The sequence below is a fragment of the Streptomyces venezuelae genome, assembly GCF_008642295.1.
In the GTDB taxonomy this organism is placed as follows: Bacteria; Actinomycetota; Actinomycetes; order Streptomycetales; family Streptomycetaceae; genus Streptomyces; species Streptomyces venezuelae_C.
In genome coordinates this window covers 4,117,888-4,136,661 of the sequence record NZ_CP029190.1, presented here as the reverse complement: position 1 = coordinate 4,136,661, position 18,774 = coordinate 4,117,888, and the positions used below count along the sequence as shown (strand labels likewise).

Genomic DNA, 18,774 nt, shown 5'->3' with positions numbered 1-18,774 from the left:
GTCAGGAAAGGCGGCTCACGTCGCGGACCGCTCCCTTGTCGGCGCTGGTCGCCATCGCGGCGTAGGCGCGCAGGGCCGCCGAGACCGTGCGCACGCGGTCCTTCGGCGCATACACGCCGCCCAGCGCCTCCCGGCGCGCCGCCAGGGTCGCCTCGTCGACGAGCAGCTCGATGGAGCGGTTCGGGATGTCGATGCGGATCCGGTCGCCGCTCTCGACCAGCGCGATCGTGCCGCCCGAGGCAGCCTCCGGGGAGGCGTGGCCGATGGACAGGCCCGAGGTACCGCCGGAGAACCGGCCGTCCGTCACCAGCGCGCAGGTCTTGCCGAGGCCGCGGCCCTTGAGGAAGGACGTCGGGTAGAGCATCTCCTGCATGCCGGGGCCGCCCTTGGGGCCCTCGTAGCGGATGACGACCACGTCGCCCGCCGTGATCTGCTTGGAGAGGATCTTCTCGACGGCCTCGTCCTGGGACTCGCAGACGACGGCCGGGCCCTCGAAGGTCCAGATCGACTCGTCCACGCCGGCGGTCTTCACCACACAGCCGTCCTCGGCGAGGTTGCCGCGCAGGACCGCGAGGCCGCCGTCCTTGGAGTAGGCGTGCTCGACGGAGCGGATGCAGCCGCCCTCGGCGTCGAGGTCGAGGGTGTCCCAGCGCTCGGACTGGGAGAAGGCGGTCGCGGAACGCTTGCAGCCGGGGGCCGCGTGCCACAGCTCCATGGCCTCCTCGGAGGCGCTGCCGGAGCGGGCGTCCCACTGCGCCAGCCAGTCCTCCAGGTTGTCCGAGTGGACCGTGGTGACGTCCTTGTTGAGCAGGCCGCCGCGGTGCAGCTCGCCGAGGATGGCGGGGATGCCGCCGGCGCGGTGCACGTCCTCCATGTAGTACGTGCCGCCGGGCGCGACGTTCGGCGCGACCTTGGCCAGGCACGGGACGCGGCGCGAGACCTCGTCGATGTCCTTGAGGTCGTAGTCCAGACCGGCTTCCTGGGCCGCGGCCAGCAGGTGCAGGATCGTGTTGGTCGAGCCGCCCATCGCGATGTCCAGGGCCATGGCGTTCTCGAAGGCCTGGCGGGTGGCGATGTTGCGGGGCAGGACGGACTCGTCGTCCTGCTCGTAGTACCGCTTGGTGATCTCCACGACCGTACGGCCGGCGTTCTCGTACAGGGCGCGGCGGGCGGTGTGGGTGGCGAGGACCGAGCCGTTGCCGGGCAGGGCCAGGCCGATGGCCTCGGCCAGGCAGTTCATCGAGTTGGCGGTGAACATGCCGGAACAGGAGCCACAGGTCGGACAGGCGTTCTCCTCGATACGCAGGATGTCCTCGTCGGAGACGTTCTCGTTGACGGCGTCGACGATGGCGTTGACCAGGTCGAGCTTGCGGACCGTGCCGTCGACGAGGGTGGCCTGGCCGGCCTCCATCGGGCCGCCGGAGACGAAGACCACCGGGATGTTGAGGCGCATCGCGGCCATCAGCATGCCCGGGGTGATCTTGTCGCAGTTGGAGATGCAGATCAGCGCGTCGGCACAGTGCGCCTCCACCATGTACTCCACGCTGTCCGCGATCAGGTCGCGGGACGGCAGCGAGTAGAGCATGCCCGCGTGGCCCATCGCGATGCCGTCGTCGACGGCGATGGTGTTGAACTCGCGGGGGATGGCGCCCGCGGCCCGGATGGCGTCGGAGACGATCCGGCCGACCGGGGCCAGGTGGGTGTGCCCGGGGACGAACTCGGTGAAGGAGTTGGCGACCGCGATGATCGGCTTCCCGATGTCCTCGCTCGCTACGCCCGATGCGCGCATCAGGGCACGTGCGCCCGCCATGTTGCGGCCGTGGGTGACGGTGCGGGACCTCAGCTCGGGCATCGGGTTCACTCCCCATAGAGCGGAATACGAGCAGAATGCGCTGCCTGCAGTGACTCTGCATTGGCTGCTTACGAGATTACGCCTCCGGCTTCAGGATGCGGACGCGGTGTCCGGATGGCGGGACACCGGGCTCAGTCAGCGGTCACCGAGCCGCTGCGGCCCACGTCCGCCGTCCCCGCCGGAGGTCCGGGCCGCTCCCGGCCCCCTCACTCCTCTGTCAGGTACCGCTGGAGGGTCGGGGCCACCAGCGCCACGATCGCCTCCGGGTCGGCGGAGGCGAGGGGCTCGACCTCGAGTACGTACCGCAGGATCGCGATGCCCACCATGTGGGAGGCGGCGAGCTCGGCGCGGAAGGTGGGGTCGGGCACGTTGAGGTCGGCCGCGACCCGCTCCAGCACCCGGCGCAGCACCAGCCGGCGGAGCACCTTCGCCGCCGCCTCGTGGGTGAGGGCGGACCGGATGACCGCCAGCAGCGGGGCCCGGGTCACCGGGTTCTCCCACACGCCGAGGAAGTAGCGGGCGAGCCGCTCGCCGATGCCGTCGGGGCCGGCCGCCAGGATGGCCGGGACGGACAGGGCGGGCTCCATGCTCGTCTCGATGGCGGCGGCGAAGAGGTCGTCCTTGGTGCCGAAGTAGTGGTGGACCAGGGCCGGGTCGACGCCGGCCGCCTTGGCCACCCCGCGGACGGAGGTCTTGTCGTAGCCGCGCTCGGCGAACACCTCGCGGGCGGCGAGCCGGATCCGCTCCTGGGTGCTCGGGCCGTCGTCCGCCTCGTCGCGGGGCGGGCGGCCGGGACCGCGCCGCGGCCTCTTCGGTACGTCCGGCTCCCTGGGTACGTCCGGGCCCTCGGGTGCGTCCGGGCCCTCGGGTACGCCGGTCACGGGCGCGGGACCCGGTCCGGGGCGGCGGAGCCCGCGCTGGCCAGGTGGAGCCGGGTGAAGGCCAGGGCCTCGGCCAGGTCCGCCTCGCGCTCGGCGGAGGACATGGCCCGCCGCGTGTTGACCTCGATCACCACATGGCCGTCGAAACCGTTCAGGGCCAGCCGTTCCAGCAGCTCGGCGCAGGGCTGGGTGCCCCGCCCGGGAACCAGGTGCTCGTCCTTGGCGGAACCGTTGCCGTCCGCGAGGTGGACGTGGGCGAGCCGGTCCCCCATCCGGTCGACCATCGCGGTGGCGTCGGTGCGGGCGGTGGCCGTGTGCGAGAGGTCGACCGTGAAGTGCCGGTAGTCGTCCTTGGTGACGTCCCAGTCGGGTGCGTACGCGAGCATCTCCCGCTCGCGGTAGCGCCACGGGTACATGTTCTCGACGGCGAACCGTACGTCCGTCTCGTCGGCCATCCGCCAGATGCCGGACACGAAGTCGCGGCTGTACTGGCGCTGCCAGCGGAACGGCGGATGGACCACCACGGTGGACGCGCCGAGCCGCTCGGCGGCGGCCCGGGCCCGCTGCAGTTTGGTCCACGGGTCGGTGGACCAGACGCGCTGGGTGATCAGGAGGCAGGGGGCGTGCACGGCCAGGATCGGGACCTGGTGGATCTCGGAGAGCCGGCGCAGGGCCTCGATGTCCTGGCTGACCGGGTCCGTCCAGACCATCACCTCGACGCCGTCGTAGCCGAGGCGCGCGGCGATCTCGAAGGCGGTCGCCGTGGACTCGGGGTAGACCGAGGCGGTGGACAACGCGACCTTCGCGTCGGGGATCCGGACTGGTTCTGCCACGGGGACAGGGTACGGGTCCGGCCCCGGCCCGGCTGCGGCCGGGATCACCGCTCCGGCTCCCGCTCCCGCTCCGGGTCCGGGTCCGGGTCCGGGAGGTCCGGCTCCGGGTCCGCCGGGAACCCCCTACGGGTGGACCGGCTCCGGGCTCGGCACCGGCAGGTGGTCCAGACGGCGCAGGATGACGCCCTCGCGCAGGGCCCAGGGGCAGATGTCCAGCTCGTCCACCCCGAACAGGTCCATGGCCCCCTCGGCGACGAGTGCGCCCGCCAGCAGCTGTCCCGCCCGCCCCTCCGACACTCCCGGCAGGGCCACCCGCTCCCCGGCCGTCATCAGCGCCAGCCGCGGCACCCACTCCTCCAGCGCCTTGCGGGTCAGTCCGCGCTGCACGTACAGGCCTTCGGTCGAGCGGGCCGCACCCGCGATCCGGGCCAGCTGCTTGAAGGTCTTGGAGGTCCCCACCACGCGGTCGGGCGCCCCGAACCGGTTGAACTCACCGACCGTACGCGCGATCTGCGCCCGCACATGGCGGCGCAGCGCCTTCACGTCCGCCGGGTCCGGCAGGTCTCCGGGCAGCCAGCCCGCGGTGAGCCGGCCCGCGCCCAGCGGCAGTGAGACGGCCACGTCCGGGTCCTCGTCCAGGCCCTTCGCGATCTCCAGGGAGCCCCCGCCGATGTCGAGGATCAGCAGCTTCCCGGCGGACCAGCCGAACCAGCGGCGGGCGGCGAGGAAGGTGAGCCGGGCCTCGTCCTCCCCGCTGAGCACCTGGAGGTCGACCGCGGTCTCGGCCTTCACCCGGTCCAGAACCTCGTCGGCGTTGGTGGCCTCCCGGACCGCGGAGGTCGCGAACGGCAGGACCTCCTCGCAGCCCTTGTCCTCGGCCGCCTGCACCGCGTCCTTGATGACCGAAACCAGCCGCTCGACGCCCTCCGGGCTCACCGCGCCCCGGTCGTCGAGGAGCTGCGCGAGGCGCAGTTCCACCTTGTGCGAGTGCGCAGGCAGCGGGCGCGCACCGGGGTGCGCATCCACGACCAGCAGATGAACCGTATTCGAACCCACATCAAGGACACCGAGTCTCATACGCGAAACGCTACTGGCAGGAACGCGGATGGGTGACGTAAGGGGCGCTTAGGCTTGGGTTTGTGCCAAATACGAAGAAGGCCAAGACGAAGAAGAAGCCCGTCAAGACCGCCGGGCAGGCTGCCGGGCCGGGTTCGCCGGCCGCTGCGGCGGCCGACGAGAAGGGCCTGGACTTCCCCCGCGCCTGGGTGGAGTTCCCGGACCCCGCCGACGAGGAGCAGGTCTTCCGCTGTGACCTGACCTGGCTGACCTCCCGCTGGACCTGCATCTTCGGCAGCGGCTGCCAGGGCATCAAGGCCGGCCGGGCCTCGGACGGCTGCTGCACGCTCGGTGCGCACTTCTCCGACGAGGACGACGAGAAGCGCGTCGCGCAGCACGTGGCACGGCTGACTCCGGAGCTGTGGGAGTTCCACGACGTGGGCAGCGAGACGGGCTGGACCCAGCTCGACGAGGACGGCGACAAGCAGACCCGCCGCTGGAAGGGCGCGTGCATCTTCCTGAACCGGCCCGGGTTCCCGGCCGGAGCCGGCTGCTCGCTGCACATCCTGGCCCTGCGGGAGGGCAAGGAGCCGCTGGAGACCAAGCCGGACGTGTGCTGGCAGCTGCCGATCCGGCGGACGTACGAGTGGATCGAGCGGCCCGACGACACCCGGGTGCTCCAGGTGTCGATCGGCGAGTACGACCGGCGCGGCTGGGGTCCCGGCGGCCACGATCTGCACTGGTGGTGTACGTCGGCCACGTCCGCGCACGGCGCCGGGCAGCCGGTCTACGTGTCGTACCGGGCGGAGCTGACCGAGCTGATGGGCAAGGCGGGGTACGACGCGCTGGTCGAGCTGTGCGAGGCGCGGCTGGCCTCGCTGCTGCCGATGGCTCCGCACCCGGCCGATCCTCCGCATCCGGCCGGGCCGGCCGGGTCCGGGTCCGGGTCGACTGGGACCGCGTCCGGGTCAGCCGGCGGGCGGTGACGGCTGGGGGGACGGGGAAACCGTTCCTTCGGAGGGGTGCGGACTGGGCTCCGGCGTAGGCGTCGGGGTCGGGGTCGGGGTCGGCGTGGGCTCCGGAGTGGGCGTGGGTGTCGGCTCCGGGGTCGGGGTGGGCGTCGGCTCCGGAGTCGGCTGCGGAGCCGGGGTGGGCTGCCCCGAGGGCGGCGGGGCCGGACGGCCCCGGCCCTGGAGGGCGATGACCGCGTCGCCCGGATCGACGCCGACCCGGGCCCGCCAGGGCCCGGCCGGCTGCCCGGCCTGGTCCACGGTGATCCGCAGGGTGACCGACTCTCCGGGCGCGAGGGTGCCGGAGGGCTCGCTGACCAGCAGCCAGGGCGCGTCCGACCAGAGCCGCCAGTCCACCGGGGCGCCGCCGGAGGCGCGGAGCCGGAGGTACGTCGTGGCGCCCCGGGACACCGCGTCGACCTCGATCCGGCCGGGGCCGCCCGGCTGCGGCGGGGTGGTGGGCGCGCCGGTGCTGATCACCTCGACGGACACGTCCGCGCTCCGGTCCGCCCTCAGGAATCCCGGCTCGGTGCCGGTCCGGGCCGCGTTGCCGGCGTTCTCGTACCCGGTGTGCCCACGGCCGTCCGCGCGGGCCGGGATCTCCGCATCGCTCGCCGAGATCCGGGTGGTGCCCGGGCCGGCCGTGGGCTCCCCGGTACCCGGGTCGCCCCGGTAGGCCGCCCACAGGGCCAGCACGGGCGCGGCGACCACGGTGGCCACCACGGTGGTGGTGACGGCCCGGGCGCGGAGCCGGTCGCGGCGGGCCGCCCGGTCCTTGGGGTCCATCGGGAACCCGCCCCGGGTGAAGCGGGGGGCGGCGGACCGGCCGGTGCGGGCGGCGCCGAGCGCCGCCGCGTGGACGGCCCGCCGGGGTGCCGGGACCAGGGGCAGCGCGGCGGTGCGGGTGCTGCCGGAGCCGGGCCAGGGCGCGCCGGCCCCGACCCGTTCGGCGACCCGGCGGCAGCGCGGGCAGTCGTCCACGTGCCGGACCAGCTCGGTGCGGAGGGTGCTGGACAGCAGCAGCTGGCTGTCCCCGGTGAGCCGGGCGACGGCGGGGCAGCAGCCGGTCTCGACGACGGCGAGGGCGGCGCGGGTCCGCTCGACCTCGCAGGCGGCACCGGAGAGCAGCTCGCGGGCGGCGGCCGGGGCGGTGCCGAGCACGGCGGCGAGTTCGGGGACGCCCAGGCGGTGTCGGACGGCCAGTTCCAGCGCTTCCCGCTGTTCGGGCGTGGTACCGGCGGCTTCGGGCCAGGCGAGCCGGGCGAGTTCGGCCCGCTGCTGGGCGGCTTCGGCGGCTTCGACGGCTGCTGCGTCCGCGACGGTCCCGGCTCCGGCCGCCGTTTCCGCCGTGCCCGCCGTCTTGTGCGCCTCTGTGCGCCCCTGATGCTCCGGCGCACGCCCGGGCCCGCGCGCCCCACCGGCCGCCCCGCCGGCCGCCCCCCGCCTGCCCCGGCGCCCGCCCGGCCTGCTGCCGTGCCGCACCCGCCGCTGTTCCGCGAGCCTGCGCAGGCAGGACCAGCGCGCCAGGGCGTACAGCCAGGCCCGCCGCTCGCCCTCGCCGGGACATCGCCCGGGATACCGCTCGGCCACCGCCAGCACCTCGGCCAGCACCTCGACGGCGGCCCCGTGATCGCACAGCACCGAAAGGCAGTACGTGAACAGGCCGTCCAGATAGGGCTCGTACGGGGAGGCGGGCGGCTGTTCCCCCTCGGGGAGCGCGCGCCCGTGCGCCCGGTGTGCGCCGGGGTGCGGGGCGGGTTGTGCCTGACTGCTGCTGCTCACCCGGCGACCGTAGGCGGCGCGCCGGTGACGGCCCGGAAGCCTTCAGCACTTTTAACCCTTACGGGTGAACAGATCGCACAAAACAGGACACGCGTCCTGACGTCCGGCGGGTCCGGGACGCCCGGCGGCGGTGCCGGTGGGCCCGCCGGCGCCGCCGCCGGTGTCGGTGCCGCCCGTTACCGTGGGGCGCATGGCTGCCCGTACATCCCGTTCATCCGCCAAGGACCGGCCGTCCTACCGCTGCACCGAGTGCGGCTGGACCACCGCGAAGTGGCTCGGGCGGTGTCCCGAATGCCAGGCCTGGGGAACCGTCGAGGAGCAGGGCACGCCCGCCGTGCGGACCACCGCGGCCGGCCGGGTGTCGACCGCGGCGGTGCCGATCGCCCAGGTGGACGGGCGGCAGGCGACCGCCCGTACGACCGGGGTGGACGAGCTGGACCGGGTGCTCGGCGGCGGGCTGGTGCCCGGGGCCGTGGTGCTGCTGGCCGGTGAGCCGGGCGTGGGGAAGTCGACCCTGCTGCTGGACGTCGCCGCCAAGGCGGCCAGCGACCGGCACCGGACCCTCTATGTGACGGGTGAGGAATCGGCGAGCCAGGTCCGGCTGCGGGCCGACCGGATCAATGCGCTCAGCGACCACCTCTACCTGGCCGCCGAGACCGACCTCTCGGCCGTGCTCGGCCACCTGGAGGCCGTACAGCCCTCGCTGCTGATCCTCGACTCGGTCCAGACGGTCGCCTCGCCGGAGATCGACGGCGCGCCCGGCGGCATGGCGCAGGTGCGGGAGGTGGCCGGGGCGCTGATCCGGGCCTCCAAGGAGCGCGGTATGTCCACCCTGCTGGTCGGCCATGTCACCAAGGACGGGGCGATCGCCGGGCCGCGGCTGCTGGAGCACCTGGTGGACGTGGTGCTGCACTTCGAGGGCGACCGGCATGCGCGGCTGCGGCTGGTGCGCGGGGTCAAGAACCGGTACGGGGCCACGGACGAGGTCGGCTGCTTCGAGCTCCACGACGAGGGGATCACCGGGCTCGCCGACCCGAGCGGGCTGTTCCTGACCCGCCGGGCCGAGGCGGTCCCCGGCACCTGTCTGACGGTGACCCTGGAGGGCCGTCGGCCGCTGGTCGCGGAGGTGCAGGCGCTGACGGTGGACTCGCAGATCCCCTCGCCGCGGCGGACCACCTCCGGGCTGGAGACCTCCCGGGTGTCGATGATGCTGGCGGTGCTGGAGCAGCGCGGCCGGATCAGCGCCCTGGGAAAGCGGGACATCTACTCGGCGACGGTGGGCGGGGTGAAGCTGTCGGAGCCGGCCGCGGACCTGGCGATCGCGCTGGCGCTGGCCTCGGCGGCGAGTGACACCCCGCTGCCGAAGAACCTGGTCGCCATCGGCGAGGTGGGACTGGCCGGCGAGGTCCGGCGGGTGACCGGCGTCCAGCGGAGGCTGGCGGAGGCGCACCGGCTGGGCTTCACGCACGCACTGGTCCCCGCCGATCCGGGGAAGGTGCCCGCCGGCATGAAGGTCACCGAGGTCGCGGACATGGGCGACGCCCTCCGCGTCCTGCCCCGCAGCCGGCGCCCGGCCAAGGCGGAGTAACGGGCCCTGCCGGGGTGTGGGGCCGGGGCCCGTGCGGTGGCTCCCTCGGTAACCACCGGCAGGGCCATGGCATGCGCCGGTAGACTTTGTGCTGGTCCGCCCACCACCCGCGCACGCGGGGCCCGGCGGCGCAACCCGCGACCGGAGGAGTGCAGTGGCAGCCAAGGACGGGGCAGCAGCACCCGGGAAGTCCGGCGCGAGCTCCAAGCACGATGCGTTGATGCGCGCGTCGCTGACCGCCGTCGCCCCTGGTCAGGCCCTGCGCGACGGCCTGGAGCGGATCGTCCGCGGCAACACCGGCGGACTGATCGTCCTGGGTATGGACAAGGCCGTGGAAGCCATGTGCACCGGCGGTTTCGTGCTGGACGTGGAGTTCACCGCGACCCGGCTGCGCGAGCTGTGCAAGCTCGACGGCGCGCTCATCCTCGACAAGGACATCACCAAGATCCTCCGGGCCGGTGTGCAGCTGGTGCCGGACGCCTCGATTCCGACCGAGGAGACGGGCACCCGGCACCGGACCGCCGACCGCGTCTCCAAGCAGTGCGGGTTCCCGGTCGTCTCGGTCTCCCAGTCCATGCGGCTGATCGCGCTGTACGTCGACGGGGAACGCCGGGTCCTGGAGGAGTCCGGGGCGATCCTGTCCCGCGCCAACCAGGCGCTGGCCACCCTGGAGCGGTACAAGCTGCGCCTCGACGAGGTCGCGGGCACGCTGTCCGCGCTGGAGATCGAGGACCTGGTCACCGTCCGCGATGTGACGGCGGTCGCGCAGCGTTTGGAAATGGTCCGCCGGATCGCCACCGAGATCGCCGAGTACGTGGTGGAGCTCGGCACCGACGGCCGCCTGCTGTCGCTCCAGCTCGACGAGCTGACCGTCGGCATCGAGGCGGAGCGCGAGCTCGTGATCCGCGACTATGTCCCGGAGCCCACGGCGAAGCGTTCCCGCACGGTGGACGAGGCGCTCGCCGAGCTGGACGCGCTGACCCACGCGGAGCTGCTGGAGCTGCCCATCGTGGCCCGCGCGCTCGGCTACACCGGCTCCCCGGAGACCCTGGATTCGGCGGTCTCCCCGCGCGGCTACCGGCTGCTGGCGAAGGTGCCGCGACTGCCCGGCGCGATCATCGAGCGGCTGGTCGAGCACTTCGGCGGACTGCAGAAGCTGCTCGCGGCGAGCGTGGACGACCTCCAGACCGTGGACGGGGTCGGCGAGGCGCGGGCGCGCAGTGTCCGCGAGGGCCTGTCCCGGCTGGCCGAGTCCTCGATCCTGGAGCGGTACGTCTAGTACTGGTCCGCGTCGTCTTCGTCGCCCCCGGTCGGCAGCGGGGCCGTCGAGGGAGTGGCCGGCAGCGGCTTCGAGCGGGCGCCGTCGCACACCAGGCTGACCATGACCGAGGTGGTTCCCGAGTCGTCCCCGTACGCACCCGGCAGCTGCGCCATCGCCGTCCAGTTGCCCCTGCGCAGGCTCAGCGTCCCGGGCATGTCCGGTCCGTCCTGCCAGCCGCGTTTCCGCGCCCGGGCGAAGCCGTCCTTGAGGGCCGCGTCGGCGGTCGCCGCCGGGAACCTTCCGGTCAGCCGCTCGGTGCACTGGATCACGATGTGGTCCTGGGAGGCCCGCTCCAGGCCCACCCCCGCCTCGGCCAGGGACTCGCTCAGCTCCCGCACCACCGTGTCCGCCGGCAGCGGCGGGCCCGAGTACCTCGGGGGCAGCGGGCCGAGGTCCGCGAGTGGATGGGCGCAGGCCGCCGCCACCGCGGCGACCGCCACCAGCGCCGCCGCCCGCACTCCGGCCCGTATCCGTATGGGTATGTGCACGGGTTCAGTCCGACTTCAGGACGAAGGAGGTCCGCGCCACCGGCATGCCCGGGGACTTCACCTCGACCACGTACGTGTCCGGGACCGCGCTGCCGGCGGGCGGTGAGCCGCACCGGTCGGCCGCACTGAACTTGCGGTCCCATTCCAGGGACTGGCTGGTCTCACCCTGCGCGGGCACCCGGTAGAAGACGTTCCCCGCCCCGGCCGGGCAGTGGTCGGAGGACCACACGGCCTTGGTCACGCTGGCCTGAAGGATGGTCAGCACGGCCTGCTTGGGCCCGAGATCCACCTTGCAGGTGGTGCCGGAGACATTGCGCGCGATCAGGTCGAGGCGCGGCCGTTCATTGGCCTCGTACTCGTTCTTCGCGCTCTTGACCTCCCACTGGAGGGCGTTGGGCGCACAGGTGGGAAGGCCGGAGTCGGCCGGGACCTGGGCCGAGCCGCCGGAGCCGGAACCGGCCGTCGTGCCCGCGCCGTTGCCGGAGCCCGAGCCGCCGCCGGTGCCGCTGCCCGGCTCGCCGTTCTTGCCGGTACCGGTGCCGGAGCCCGCGGAACCGGAACCGCCGGAGCCCGAGCCGGCGCTGCCGCCCGACTCGTCGCGTCCGCCCGGCGCCTGACTGATCGCCGGCCCCTTGCCGGGCGCACCCGGGGTGATCGAGGCGATCGGATCAGGGCCGCCGGAGCCCTTGCCGTCGTTGTGCACCTTCCCGCCCCCGGAACTGACCGTCCAGACGGCGAGGAGCGCGAGCAGTGCCACGACGGATGCCAGAACTGCCCTCCGTCGCCAGTAGATGGAGGAGGGAAGCGGCCCGACCGGATTGCGCAGTGATCCCACGAAGGGAACTTTACGAGAGTCCGGCAGCCGATCAGTGCCCCACATGCCGTGCGATGGGCCGGATTTGGCGATGATCATCCCGGCGGGGTATCCGGAACCCGCCGATCGCGCCGGGAACGGCGGGGGCAAAGGTGCAGACATTAGTCCGCTTTACGTACTGTCGGTGACCATGGACAGCTCCGACCTCTACCGAGACATCACCGATTTCGCCCGGACCACCCCCGGCTGGACCCAGACGCTCGCCGAACTCTGGACCGAGCTCGGGCTGCTCGTCTTCGGTGTGCTCTTCCTCTCCGTCTGGTGGCGTTCGCGCGCCCGCGACCCGCGGGCGGTCGCGCTCGCCGTGCTCGCGCCGCTCGTCACCGCCCTCGCGTATGTCGGTTCGGAAGCCGTCAAGTCCACGGTGCGCGAGGAACGCCCCTGCCGGGCGGTCGCCGGGGCGGCACGTTCACTGATCGAGTGCCCGGTCACCGGCGACTGGTCCTTCCCGAGCAACCACTCGGCGATCGCCGGGGCCGCCGCCATCGCCCTGGCGCTGGCAGCCCGCCGCCTGGTGCTGCTGACCGTGCCGATGGCCCTGCTGATGGCCTTCTCCCGGGTGTTCGTCGGAGTCCACTACCCGCACGACGTCGCGATGGGCGTGCTGCTGGGCGGCTCGCTGGCCGCGCTCCTCATGGTCACCCTGGCCGGTCCGACCAGTCGCATCATCGTCACCATGCGTCACAGTGGCATCACTCCGGCCGTCTGGTTCACCGGTCCGGGCCCGGCACACCGCACCTGATCCGTGCCAGGATGCGGAGTGCCATGACTGTGACTCCGACTCCCGCCCCCGACGCCGGCAGCGCGCACGCGCTCCACTCCCCCGTCATCGCCTGGTTCGACCAGCACGCCCGCGACCTGCCCTGGCGCCGCCCCGAGGCCGGCCCCTGGGGGGTCATGGTCAGCGAGTTCATGCTCCAGCAGACCCCGGTCAAGCGGGTCCTGCCGGTATACGAGCAGTGGCTGGCCCGCTGGCCCCGGCCCGCCGATCTGGCCGCCGAACCGCCCGGCGAGGCCGTCCGCGCCTGGGGCCGGCTCGGCTACCCGCGCCGTGCGCTGCGTCTGCACGGCGCGGCCGTGGCGATAACGGAACGCCACGGGGGCGACGTACCGCGGGAGCACGCACAGCTGCTCGCACTGCCCGGGATCGGCGAGTACACGGCCGCCGCGGTCGCCTCCTTCGCGTACGGGCAGCGGCATCCGGTGCTGGACACCAACGTCCGCCGGGTGTTCGCCCGGACCACGACCGGCGTCGAGTACCCGCCGAACGCCACCACCGCCGCCGAGCGGCGGCTCGCCCGGGCCCTGCTGCCCGAGGACGAGGACACGGCCGCGCGCTGGGCCGCCGCCTCCATGGAGCTCGGCGCCCTGGTGTGCACGGCGAAGAGCCCGGACTGCGCCCGCTGCCCGGTCGCCGGGCTGTGCGCCTGGCGGCTGGCCGGGAAACCGCCGCACGAGGGGCCGGCCCGGCGGGGCCAGACGTACGCCGGCACCGACCGGCAGGTCCGCGGCAAGCTGCTCGCCGTCCTGCGGGACGCGGTCGGTCCGGTTCCGCAGGCGGTGCTCGACGCGGTCTGGGACGAGCCGGTCCAGCGGGCCCGGGCGCTCGACGGGCTGGTCTCCGACGGACTGGTGGAGCCCCTGGAGGGCGGCTGCTACCGGCTCCCGCACGCCTGATCCGCACCCGGTCCACAGCCCGGCCGGTACCCGGTCCGCCTGACTCCGGGATTCCGTTTCACTGACTCTGTGATTCCGCTTCATTACGGGGAAACCGCAGCTCAGGGGTACTGTTACACAACCTATGGGTAGCCGTGCGCCCACCGAAGTCTGGACCGCACAGCCTCGTGACAACCCCTCCGTACCTTCGAATCCACCAGCAGGGGACGAAGAGCGGTTACGGAACGGAGGCGGTCTGAGATGGCGCACGGCGAGGTACTCGAATTCGAAGAGTACGTACGCACCCGGCAGGACGCGCTGCTGCGGAGCGCCCGGCGCCTGGTCCCGGACCCGACCGACGCCCAGGACCTGCTGCAGACCGCACTCGTCCGCACCTACGGACGCTGGGACGGCATCGCCGACAAGTCCCTCGCCGACGCCTACCTCCGCCGCGTGATGATCAACACCCGGACCGAGTGGTGGCGCGCCCGCAAGCTCGAAGAGGTCCCCACCGAGCAGCTCCCGGACGCCCGGATCGAGGACGGCTCCGAGCAGCGCGCCGACCGCGCCCTGCTGATGGACATCCTCAAGGTGCTCGCGCCCAAGCAGCGCAGTGTCGTGGTGCTGCGACACTGGGAACAGATGAGCACCGAGGAGACGGCCGCGGCGCTCGGGATGTCGGCGGGAACCGTGAAGAGCACTCTGCACCGGGCACTGGCCCGCCTCCGGCAGGAGCTGGAGAGCCGCGACCTGGACATGCGAGCGTTGGAGCGCGGTGACCACATGCGTGACGAGGGGCGGGAGCGGTGCGCGGCCTGAGCCACAGAGGTTCGCTGGTACTGGTGTCGACGGGGACGGTCGTCCTCGTCGGCACCGTGCTGTTCGTGGTCGGGTGCTCCACGGGGGGAACCGGCCTGAAGGACGGCGGTCCGGCCCGCTCGGAAGCCGTGGCCAAGACCGCGCCGACCCCGTCCGCCGGGGCCAGCCCGGAAGCCTCGCCGGCGGCGAAGATCGACCCCGTGGCCCTGCTCAAGGCGGACCCGAAGGTCAGCCTGCAGATAAAGCAGGACCTCAAGCCCTGCGCGGGCAAGGAGTTCCCAATCGACGTCAGCTACGGGAAGGTCACCGGCAACGACGTCGACGATGTGGTCGTCAATGTGCTGTCCTGCGATGATGCGATGGGCCTGGGCTCCTACGTGTACCGCCAGGACGCCGGCAAGTACGAGAACGTCTTCGCGGACGAACAGCCGCCCGTCTACGCGGAGATCGACCGCGGCGATCTGGTGATCAGCAAGCCGGTGTACGCCAAGAGCGACACCCTTGCCTACCCCTCCGGCGAGGACATCATCACGTACCGCTGGTCGGGCGAGAAGTTCACGGAGTTCAGCCGGGTGCACACGGACTACAGCAACGTGGTCGACGGCGGCGCCCTGCCCGCCCCGGCCGTGACACAGAAGAACTGAGGCGAGGCTTCCGCAATGGCCGAGACCCATGTCCTGTTCGTCGAGGACGACGACGTCATCCGCGAGGCCACGACCCTGGCGCTGGAACGCGACGGGTTCGTGGTCACCGCCATGCCCGACGGCCTGTCGGGCCTGGAGTCGTTCCGCGCGAACCGCCCCGACATCGCCCTCCTCGACGTGATGGTCCCCGGCATGGACGGCGTCAGCCTCTGCCGGCGCATCCGCGACGAGTCCACCGTGCCCGTCATCATGCTGTCCGCGCGGGCGGACAGCATCGACGTGGTGCTCGGCCTGGAAGCCGGCGCCGACGACTACGTCACCAAGCCCTTCGACGGCTCGGTCCTGGTCGCCCGGATCCGCGCGGTGCTGCGCCGCTTCGGCCACGCGGGCGGCCCCGGCGGCGGCGAGGACACCCCGGCCGGGGAACGCGGGGTGCTGTCCTTCGGCGACCTGGAGGTCGACACCGAGGGCATGGAGGTCCTCAAGTCCGGCGCCCCGGTGGCCCTGACCCCGACCGAGATGCGGCTGCTGCTGGAGTTCTCCTCCGCCCCCGGCACCGTCCTCTCCCGCGACCGGCTCCTCGAACGGGTCTGGGACTACGACTGGGGCGGCGACACCCGGGTCGTGGACGTCCACGTCCAGCGGCTCCGCACCAAGATCGGCCAGGACCGGATCGAAACGGTCCGCGGTTTCGGATACAAGCTAAAGGGATGAAGCGCTTCACTCTGCGCACCGGCATCCGCTGGAAGATCACACTCGCCATCGCCGCCGTGGGCGCCCTCATCGCGCTCGCGCTCAGCCTGGTGGTGCACAGCGCCGCCCGGGTGTCGATGCTCGACAACCAGCGCAATGTCCAGCTGGACCGCGTGCAGTTCATCTCGCGCAACGCCGACGCCGGCCGCAAGCCGATGATGGGCGCCAAGATCAACGACCCCGAGCTGCCCGCCCCGCTGCGGGACAAGGCACGCGGCGGGCGGCGCGGTACCTACGTCCAGGAGAACGGGCGCGCGCTTCCCGAGGTGTGGGCGGCGGTGCCGCTCGGCAACGGGCAGGTGCTGTCCATCCACAGCCAGTTCCGGGAGAGCGCCGACATGATGCGCGACCTGGACCAGGCCCTGGTCATCGGCTCGCTCGCGGTGGTCATCGGCGGCTCCGCACTCGGCGTGCTCATCGGCGGGCAGATCTCGCGGAGGCTGCGCAAGGCGGCGGCTGCCGCGACGCGGGTGGCGCACGGCGACCCCGACGTCCGGGTGCGGGACGCGGTCGGCGGGGTGGTCCGGGACGAAACCGACGATCTGGCACGGGCCGTGGACGCCATGGCCGATGCCCTCCAGGAACGGCTGGAGGCCGAACGCCGCGTCACCGCCGATATCGCGCACGAACTGCGCACCCCGGTGACCGGGCTGCTGACGGCCGCGGAACTGCTCCCGCCCGGCCGCCCCACCGAGCTGGTACGGGACCGGGCCCAGGCGATGCGGGTACTGGTCGAGGACGTACTGGAAGTGGCCCGGCTGGACAGCGCGTCCGAGCGGGCCGAGCTCCAGGACGTGGCCCTGGGCGAGTTCGTCAGCCGGCGGGTGGCCTCGCTGATGCCGGAGGCCACCATCCGGATCGTCGCGGACGAGATCGTCAGCACCGACCCGCGCCGGCTGGAGCGGATCCTGGGCAACCTCCTCGCCAACGCCGCCCGCTATGGCAGGGCGCCGGTCGAAGTGGACGTCGAGGGCCGGGTGGTACGCGTACGGGACCACGGGCCCGGTTTCCCGGAAGCCCTGCTGCGCGAGGGACCGAGCCGGTTCCGCACCGGCTCGACCGACCGCGCGGGCGTGGGCCACGGGCTGGGGCTGACCATTGCGGCCGGTCAAGCCCGGGTATTGGGGGCCCGCCTGACGTTCCGTAATGTCGCCGGACCGGGCGGGCAGGACCGGGCGGGCGAGGCGGCGGGCGCGGTGGCGGTGCTGTGGCTGCCGGAACACGCACCGACCGCGACCGGCAGTTTCCCGATTCTCCAGCTGCCGGTGTGAGGTTCGTACCGACCGGCCTACGCGGGCCGGTCGAGTCCGTTTCGGTACCGGCGGCCGTTCATCCGACAAGTCTGATGTTCTAGCATCCGTGCCATGACTGACGGTACGGATCGCACGAGCAGCCCGCAGCCCGACCCGGCGACGGGGAACGGCGGCTACGGATACCCGGCGGGGCAGACGCCCGGCGGATACGGGTACCCGCAGGCCGGGCAGCCCAACCCGTACCAGCAGCCGCAGCCCGAACCGCAGGCCTGGGCCGCCGGGCTGCCCGCGGAGTCCGCGGGGTTCCCGCCGGTCGCACCGCAGCCGGACTGGCAGCAGCAGCCGCCGCCGTCGTTCCCGCTGCAGTCCACCGACGAGCCGGACTGGCAGGCCCTGGCGGACCGCAACGAGTCCCGGCGCGGCAAGAAGAAGGCGCTGATCATCGGAGCGTCGGTGCTGGCCGTCGTGCTCGCGGCGGGCGGCGGTGGCTGGCTCCTGTGGCAGGGCGCCGAGGAGGACACGCCGACGCCGCCGGTGGCGGTATCGGGCTCGCCCAGCCCCACGGGCGGCGGCTCCGGCGACGACAAGCCCGCGGGCGATGACGACTCGCCCACGGTGGACGGCGAGCCCAATCTGCTGCGGGACCGCAATGGCAGGCTGCACATCGCACTCGGTCCGGACGCCTCCGTGGCCAAGCTGGACAACCGGAGCGAGGCCCGCTTCAAGGGCAGCGCCAACTCCTACGCGCAGGGCGCCGAGCCGGCCGTGGACGTCACCAAGGGCTTCACGGTCTCGGCACGCGTGTTCAACGTGTCCGAGCGGGCCTCGCGGATGGCCATCAGCCAGGGCGACGGGCTCTCGTACTCCTTCGAGCTGGGCTTCGAGGAGTCGGGCGGCAAGAAGTCCTGGGTGTTCCGGGTGCAGACCGGCGACAAGGGCGCGGCCTCCACGGCGGTGCAGGCCGTCGGCGACGCCTCGAACGGCGTCAAGGAGTGGGTGCTGCTGACCGGCACCTACGACGCCGAGAAGAAGACGATCGCCCTGTACGTGGACGACAAGCCGGCCGGCACGGCCGCGGTGCCCAACGGCATCTGGTCCGGCCCGGGCCCGGTGCAGCTGGGCCGGGCCCGGCACCACGGGATCTGGAGCGGCGCCTGGATCGGCCCGCTCGACCACGTCCGGGTGTGGAACCAGACGCTCACCCCGGAGCAGGTGGCCGCGCTGAAGAACAACAAGCTCGACCGGAAGGTCAAGCCGTCGCACTCGTGGCTCTGACGGCTGCTGTACCGGTTAGATCGTCACGCCCGCGGCGCGCAGGAAGGCGACCGGGTTCACGGCGGAGCCGTAGTTCGGGGTGGTGCGGATCTCGAAGTGCAGGTGCGGACCGCTGGAGTTTCCGGTGTTGCCGGAGAGGGCGATCTGCTTGTCGGCCGCGACCTTCTGGCCGATCTTGACCTGGATCTTCGACAGGTGCGCGTACTGCGAGTACGTGTTGTTGGCGTGCTTGATCACGATCGCGTTGCCGTACGCCGGGCCGTCACCGCCGCCGTTCGGGCCGGCCTTGACCACGGTGCCGGCCGAGACGGCCTTGACCGGGGTGCCGACTGGGACGGCGAAGTCCTGGCCGGAGTGCTTGTTGGTCCACATGTTGCCGCCCTTGCCGAAGGTCGCGGTGAGCGTGTAGCCCTTCACCGGCTTCTTCCAGGCCGAGGCCTTCTGCGCGGTGTCGGCGGCCGGCTTCGCCTGGGCGTCGGCCTGGGCGGCGACCAGCTTGGCGGTGAGCGGGGTCTGCGGGGCCTCGTCGGCGAAAGCGGTTCCGGCCGCTCCGAGGGCCAGGGCGGCACCGAAACCGGTGGCGACGACGGCGGTGCGGATGCGGGTGTTACGGAAGGGCTTCGCAGACATGTGTGAGTCCTCCGAGGACGGGGTAAGTGGAATGCCGGGGGAATCGGCTCATCTTTGGT

At 72.7% G+C, this 18,774-nt stretch carries 18 protein-coding genes; 10 read left to right on the top strand and 8 right to left on the bottom strand.

The window, feature by feature from the left end; all coding sequences use genetic code 11:
- Position 1 precedes the first annotated feature (1 nt).
- The 4 genes from ilvD to DEJ50_RS18390 form a co-directional block, all read right to left on the bottom strand.
- Positions 2–1,852 carry a dihydroxy-acid dehydratase gene (ilvD, locus tag DEJ50_RS18405; protein WP_150209074.1) on the bottom strand — a complete coding sequence of 617 codons (1,851 nt, stop codon included), beginning with the start codon at positions 1,850–1,852 and terminating at the stop codon, positions 2–4.
- 206 nt (positions 1,853–2,058) lie between these two features.
- Positions 2,059–2,733: a TetR family transcriptional regulator gene (locus DEJ50_RS18400; protein WP_150209073.1), complete on the bottom strand. Its 675-nt coding sequence runs from the start codon at positions 2,731–2,733 to the stop codon at positions 2,059–2,061.
- The gene (locus tag DEJ50_RS18395) at positions 2,730–3,566 is read right to left on the bottom strand and encodes a sugar phosphate isomerase/epimerase family protein (protein WP_150209072.1); all 837 of its coding nucleotides are present in this window, start codon (positions 3,564–3,566) and stop codon (positions 2,730–2,732) included. The genes DEJ50_RS18400 and DEJ50_RS18395 overlap by 4 nt, the downstream gene beginning before the upstream one ends.
- Before the next feature lie 123 nt (positions 3,567–3,689).
- Positions 3,690–4,643 (bottom strand): Ppx/GppA phosphatase family protein, encoded by a 954-nt coding sequence (locus DEJ50_RS18390; RefSeq protein ID WP_150209071.1) that lies wholly within the window; start codon positions 4,641–4,643, stop codon positions 3,690–3,692.
- Between the two features lie 62 nt (positions 4,644–4,705).
- Here DEJ50_RS18390 and DEJ50_RS18385 point away from each other — a divergent pair, with 62 nt between their 5' ends.
- Positions 4,706–5,608 (top strand): hypothetical protein, encoded by a 903-nt coding sequence (locus DEJ50_RS18385; protein WP_150209070.1) that lies wholly within the window; start codon positions 4,706–4,708, stop codon positions 5,606–5,608.
- Here DEJ50_RS18385 and DEJ50_RS18380 read toward each other — a convergent pair.
- Positions 5,591–7,414, bottom strand: a complete 1,824-nt coding sequence (locus DEJ50_RS18380) for a BACON domain-containing protein (RefSeq protein ID WP_150209069.1) — start codon at positions 7,412–7,414, stop codon at positions 5,591–5,593. The two genes, DEJ50_RS18385 and DEJ50_RS18380, sit on opposite strands and share 18 nt — an antisense overlap.
- A 190-nt stretch (positions 7,415–7,604) precedes the next feature.
- Between DEJ50_RS18380 and radA the strand changes: the two genes are divergently transcribed.
- Together radA and disA are read left to right on the top strand one after the other, a co-directional pair.
- Positions 7,605–9,002 (top strand): DNA repair protein RadA, encoded by a 1,398-nt coding sequence (gene radA / locus DEJ50_RS18375; protein ID WP_150209068.1) that lies wholly within the window; start codon positions 7,605–7,607, stop codon positions 9,000–9,002.
- A gap of 154 nt (positions 9,003–9,156) precedes the next feature.
- Entirely contained in the window at positions 9,157–10,281 is a 1,125-nt protein-coding gene (disA, locus tag DEJ50_RS18370) for a DNA integrity scanning diadenylate cyclase DisA (RefSeq protein WP_150209067.1), read from the top strand.
- Here the strand turns inward: disA and DEJ50_RS18365 are convergent.
- Both DEJ50_RS18365 and DEJ50_RS18360 read right to left on the bottom strand, forming a co-directional pair.
- Positions 10,278–10,811, bottom strand: a complete 534-nt coding sequence (locus DEJ50_RS18365) for a hypothetical protein (protein WP_150209066.1) — start codon at positions 10,809–10,811, stop codon at positions 10,278–10,280. The genes disA and DEJ50_RS18365 overlap by 4 nt on opposite strands.
- Before the next feature lie 4 nt (positions 10,812–10,815).
- Positions 10,816–11,568: a hypothetical protein gene (locus DEJ50_RS18360; protein WP_317852547.1), complete on the bottom strand. Its 753-nt coding sequence runs from the start codon at positions 11,566–11,568 to the stop codon at positions 10,816–10,818.
- Between the two features lie 247 nt (positions 11,569–11,815).
- Here DEJ50_RS18360 and DEJ50_RS18355 point away from each other — a divergent pair, with 247 nt between their 5' ends.
- The 7 genes from DEJ50_RS18355 to DEJ50_RS18325 all read left to right on the top strand — a co-directional run bounded on the left by DEJ50_RS18355 (position 11,816) and on the right by DEJ50_RS18325 (position 18,085).
- Positions 11,816–12,427 (top strand): phosphatase PAP2 family protein, encoded by a 612-nt coding sequence (locus DEJ50_RS18355; protein ID WP_150209064.1) that lies wholly within the window; start codon positions 11,816–11,818, stop codon positions 12,425–12,427.
- A 23-nt stretch (positions 12,428–12,450) separates the two neighbouring features.
- Positions 12,451–13,362, top strand: coding sequence for an A/G-specific adenine glycosylase (locus tag DEJ50_RS18350; RefSeq protein ID WP_190344565.1), 912 nt, complete (start codon positions 12,451–12,453; stop codon positions 13,360–13,362).
- Between the two features lie 240 nt (positions 13,363–13,602).
- On the top strand, positions 13,603–14,160 hold the full coding sequence (locus DEJ50_RS18345; RefSeq protein ID WP_150209062.1) for a SigE family RNA polymerase sigma factor: 558 nt from the start codon (positions 13,603–13,605) through the stop codon (positions 14,158–14,160).
- A 23-nt stretch (positions 14,161–14,183) separates the two neighbouring features.
- Positions 14,184–14,804 carry a hypothetical protein gene (locus tag DEJ50_RS18340; RefSeq protein ID WP_150209061.1) on the top strand — a complete coding sequence of 207 codons (621 nt, stop codon included), beginning with the start codon at positions 14,184–14,186 and terminating at the stop codon, positions 14,802–14,804.
- A 15-nt stretch (positions 14,805–14,819) separates the two neighbouring features.
- Positions 14,820–15,518, top strand: a complete 699-nt coding sequence (gene cseB / locus DEJ50_RS18335) for a two-component system response regulator CseB (protein ID WP_150209060.1) — start codon at positions 14,820–14,822, stop codon at positions 15,516–15,518.
- Positions 15,515–16,828: a two-component system sensor histidine kinase CseC gene (gene cseC / locus DEJ50_RS18330; RefSeq protein ID WP_150209059.1), complete on the top strand. Its 1,314-nt coding sequence runs from the start codon at positions 15,515–15,517 to the stop codon at positions 16,826–16,828. Before cseB ends, cseC begins: the two co-directional genes overlap by 4 nt.
- 93 nt (positions 16,829–16,921) lie before the next feature.
- Positions 16,922–18,085: a LamG domain-containing protein gene (locus DEJ50_RS18325; RefSeq protein WP_150209058.1), complete on the top strand. Its 1,164-nt coding sequence runs from the start codon at positions 16,922–16,924 to the stop codon at positions 18,083–18,085.
- A gap of 15 nt (positions 18,086–18,100) precedes the next feature.
- On the opposite strand, the gene DEJ50_RS18320 is transcribed toward DEJ50_RS18325, so the two are convergent.
- A complete protein-coding gene (locus DEJ50_RS18320; protein WP_150209057.1) occupies positions 18,101–18,715 on the bottom strand; it encodes a M23 family metallopeptidase in 615 nt (204 codons plus the stop codon).
- Positions 18,716–18,774: the final 59 nt, after the last annotated feature.

Excerpts from the sequence above, each read along its gene's own strand:
- ilvD (WP_150209074.1), bottom strand. The coding sequence starts at position 1,852 with ATGCCCGAGCTGAGGTCCCGCACCGTCACCCACGGCCGCAACATGGCG.
- DEJ50_RS18390 (WP_150209071.1), bottom strand. The coding sequence starts at position 4,643 with ATGAGACTCGGTGTCCTTGATGTGGGTTCGAATACGGTTCATCTGCTG.
- radA (WP_150209068.1), top strand. The coding sequence starts at position 7,605 with ATGGCTGCCCGTACATCCCGTTCATCCGCCAAGGACCGGCCGTCCTAC.
- DEJ50_RS18355 (WP_150209064.1), top strand. The coding sequence starts at position 11,816 with ATGGACAGCTCCGACCTCTACCGAGACATCACCGATTTCGCCCGGACC.
- DEJ50_RS18350 (WP_190344565.1), top strand. The coding sequence starts at position 12,451 with ATGACTGTGACTCCGACTCCCGCCCCCGACGCCGGCAGCGCGCACGCG.
- DEJ50_RS18345 (WP_150209062.1), top strand. The coding sequence starts at position 13,603 with ATGGCGCACGGCGAGGTACTCGAATTCGAAGAGTACGTACGCACCCGG.
- cseB (WP_150209060.1), top strand. The coding sequence starts at position 14,820 with ATGGCCGAGACCCATGTCCTGTTCGTCGAGGACGACGACGTCATCCGC.
- cseC (WP_150209059.1), top strand. The coding sequence starts at position 15,515 with ATGAAGCGCTTCACTCTGCGCACCGGCATCCGCTGGAAGATCACACTC.
- DEJ50_RS18325 (WP_150209058.1), top strand. The coding sequence starts at position 16,922 with ATGACTGACGGTACGGATCGCACGAGCAGCCCGCAGCCCGACCCGGCG.
- DEJ50_RS18320 (WP_150209057.1), bottom strand. The coding sequence starts at position 18,715 with ATGTCTGCGAAGCCCTTCCGTAACACCCGCATCCGCACCGCCGTCGTC.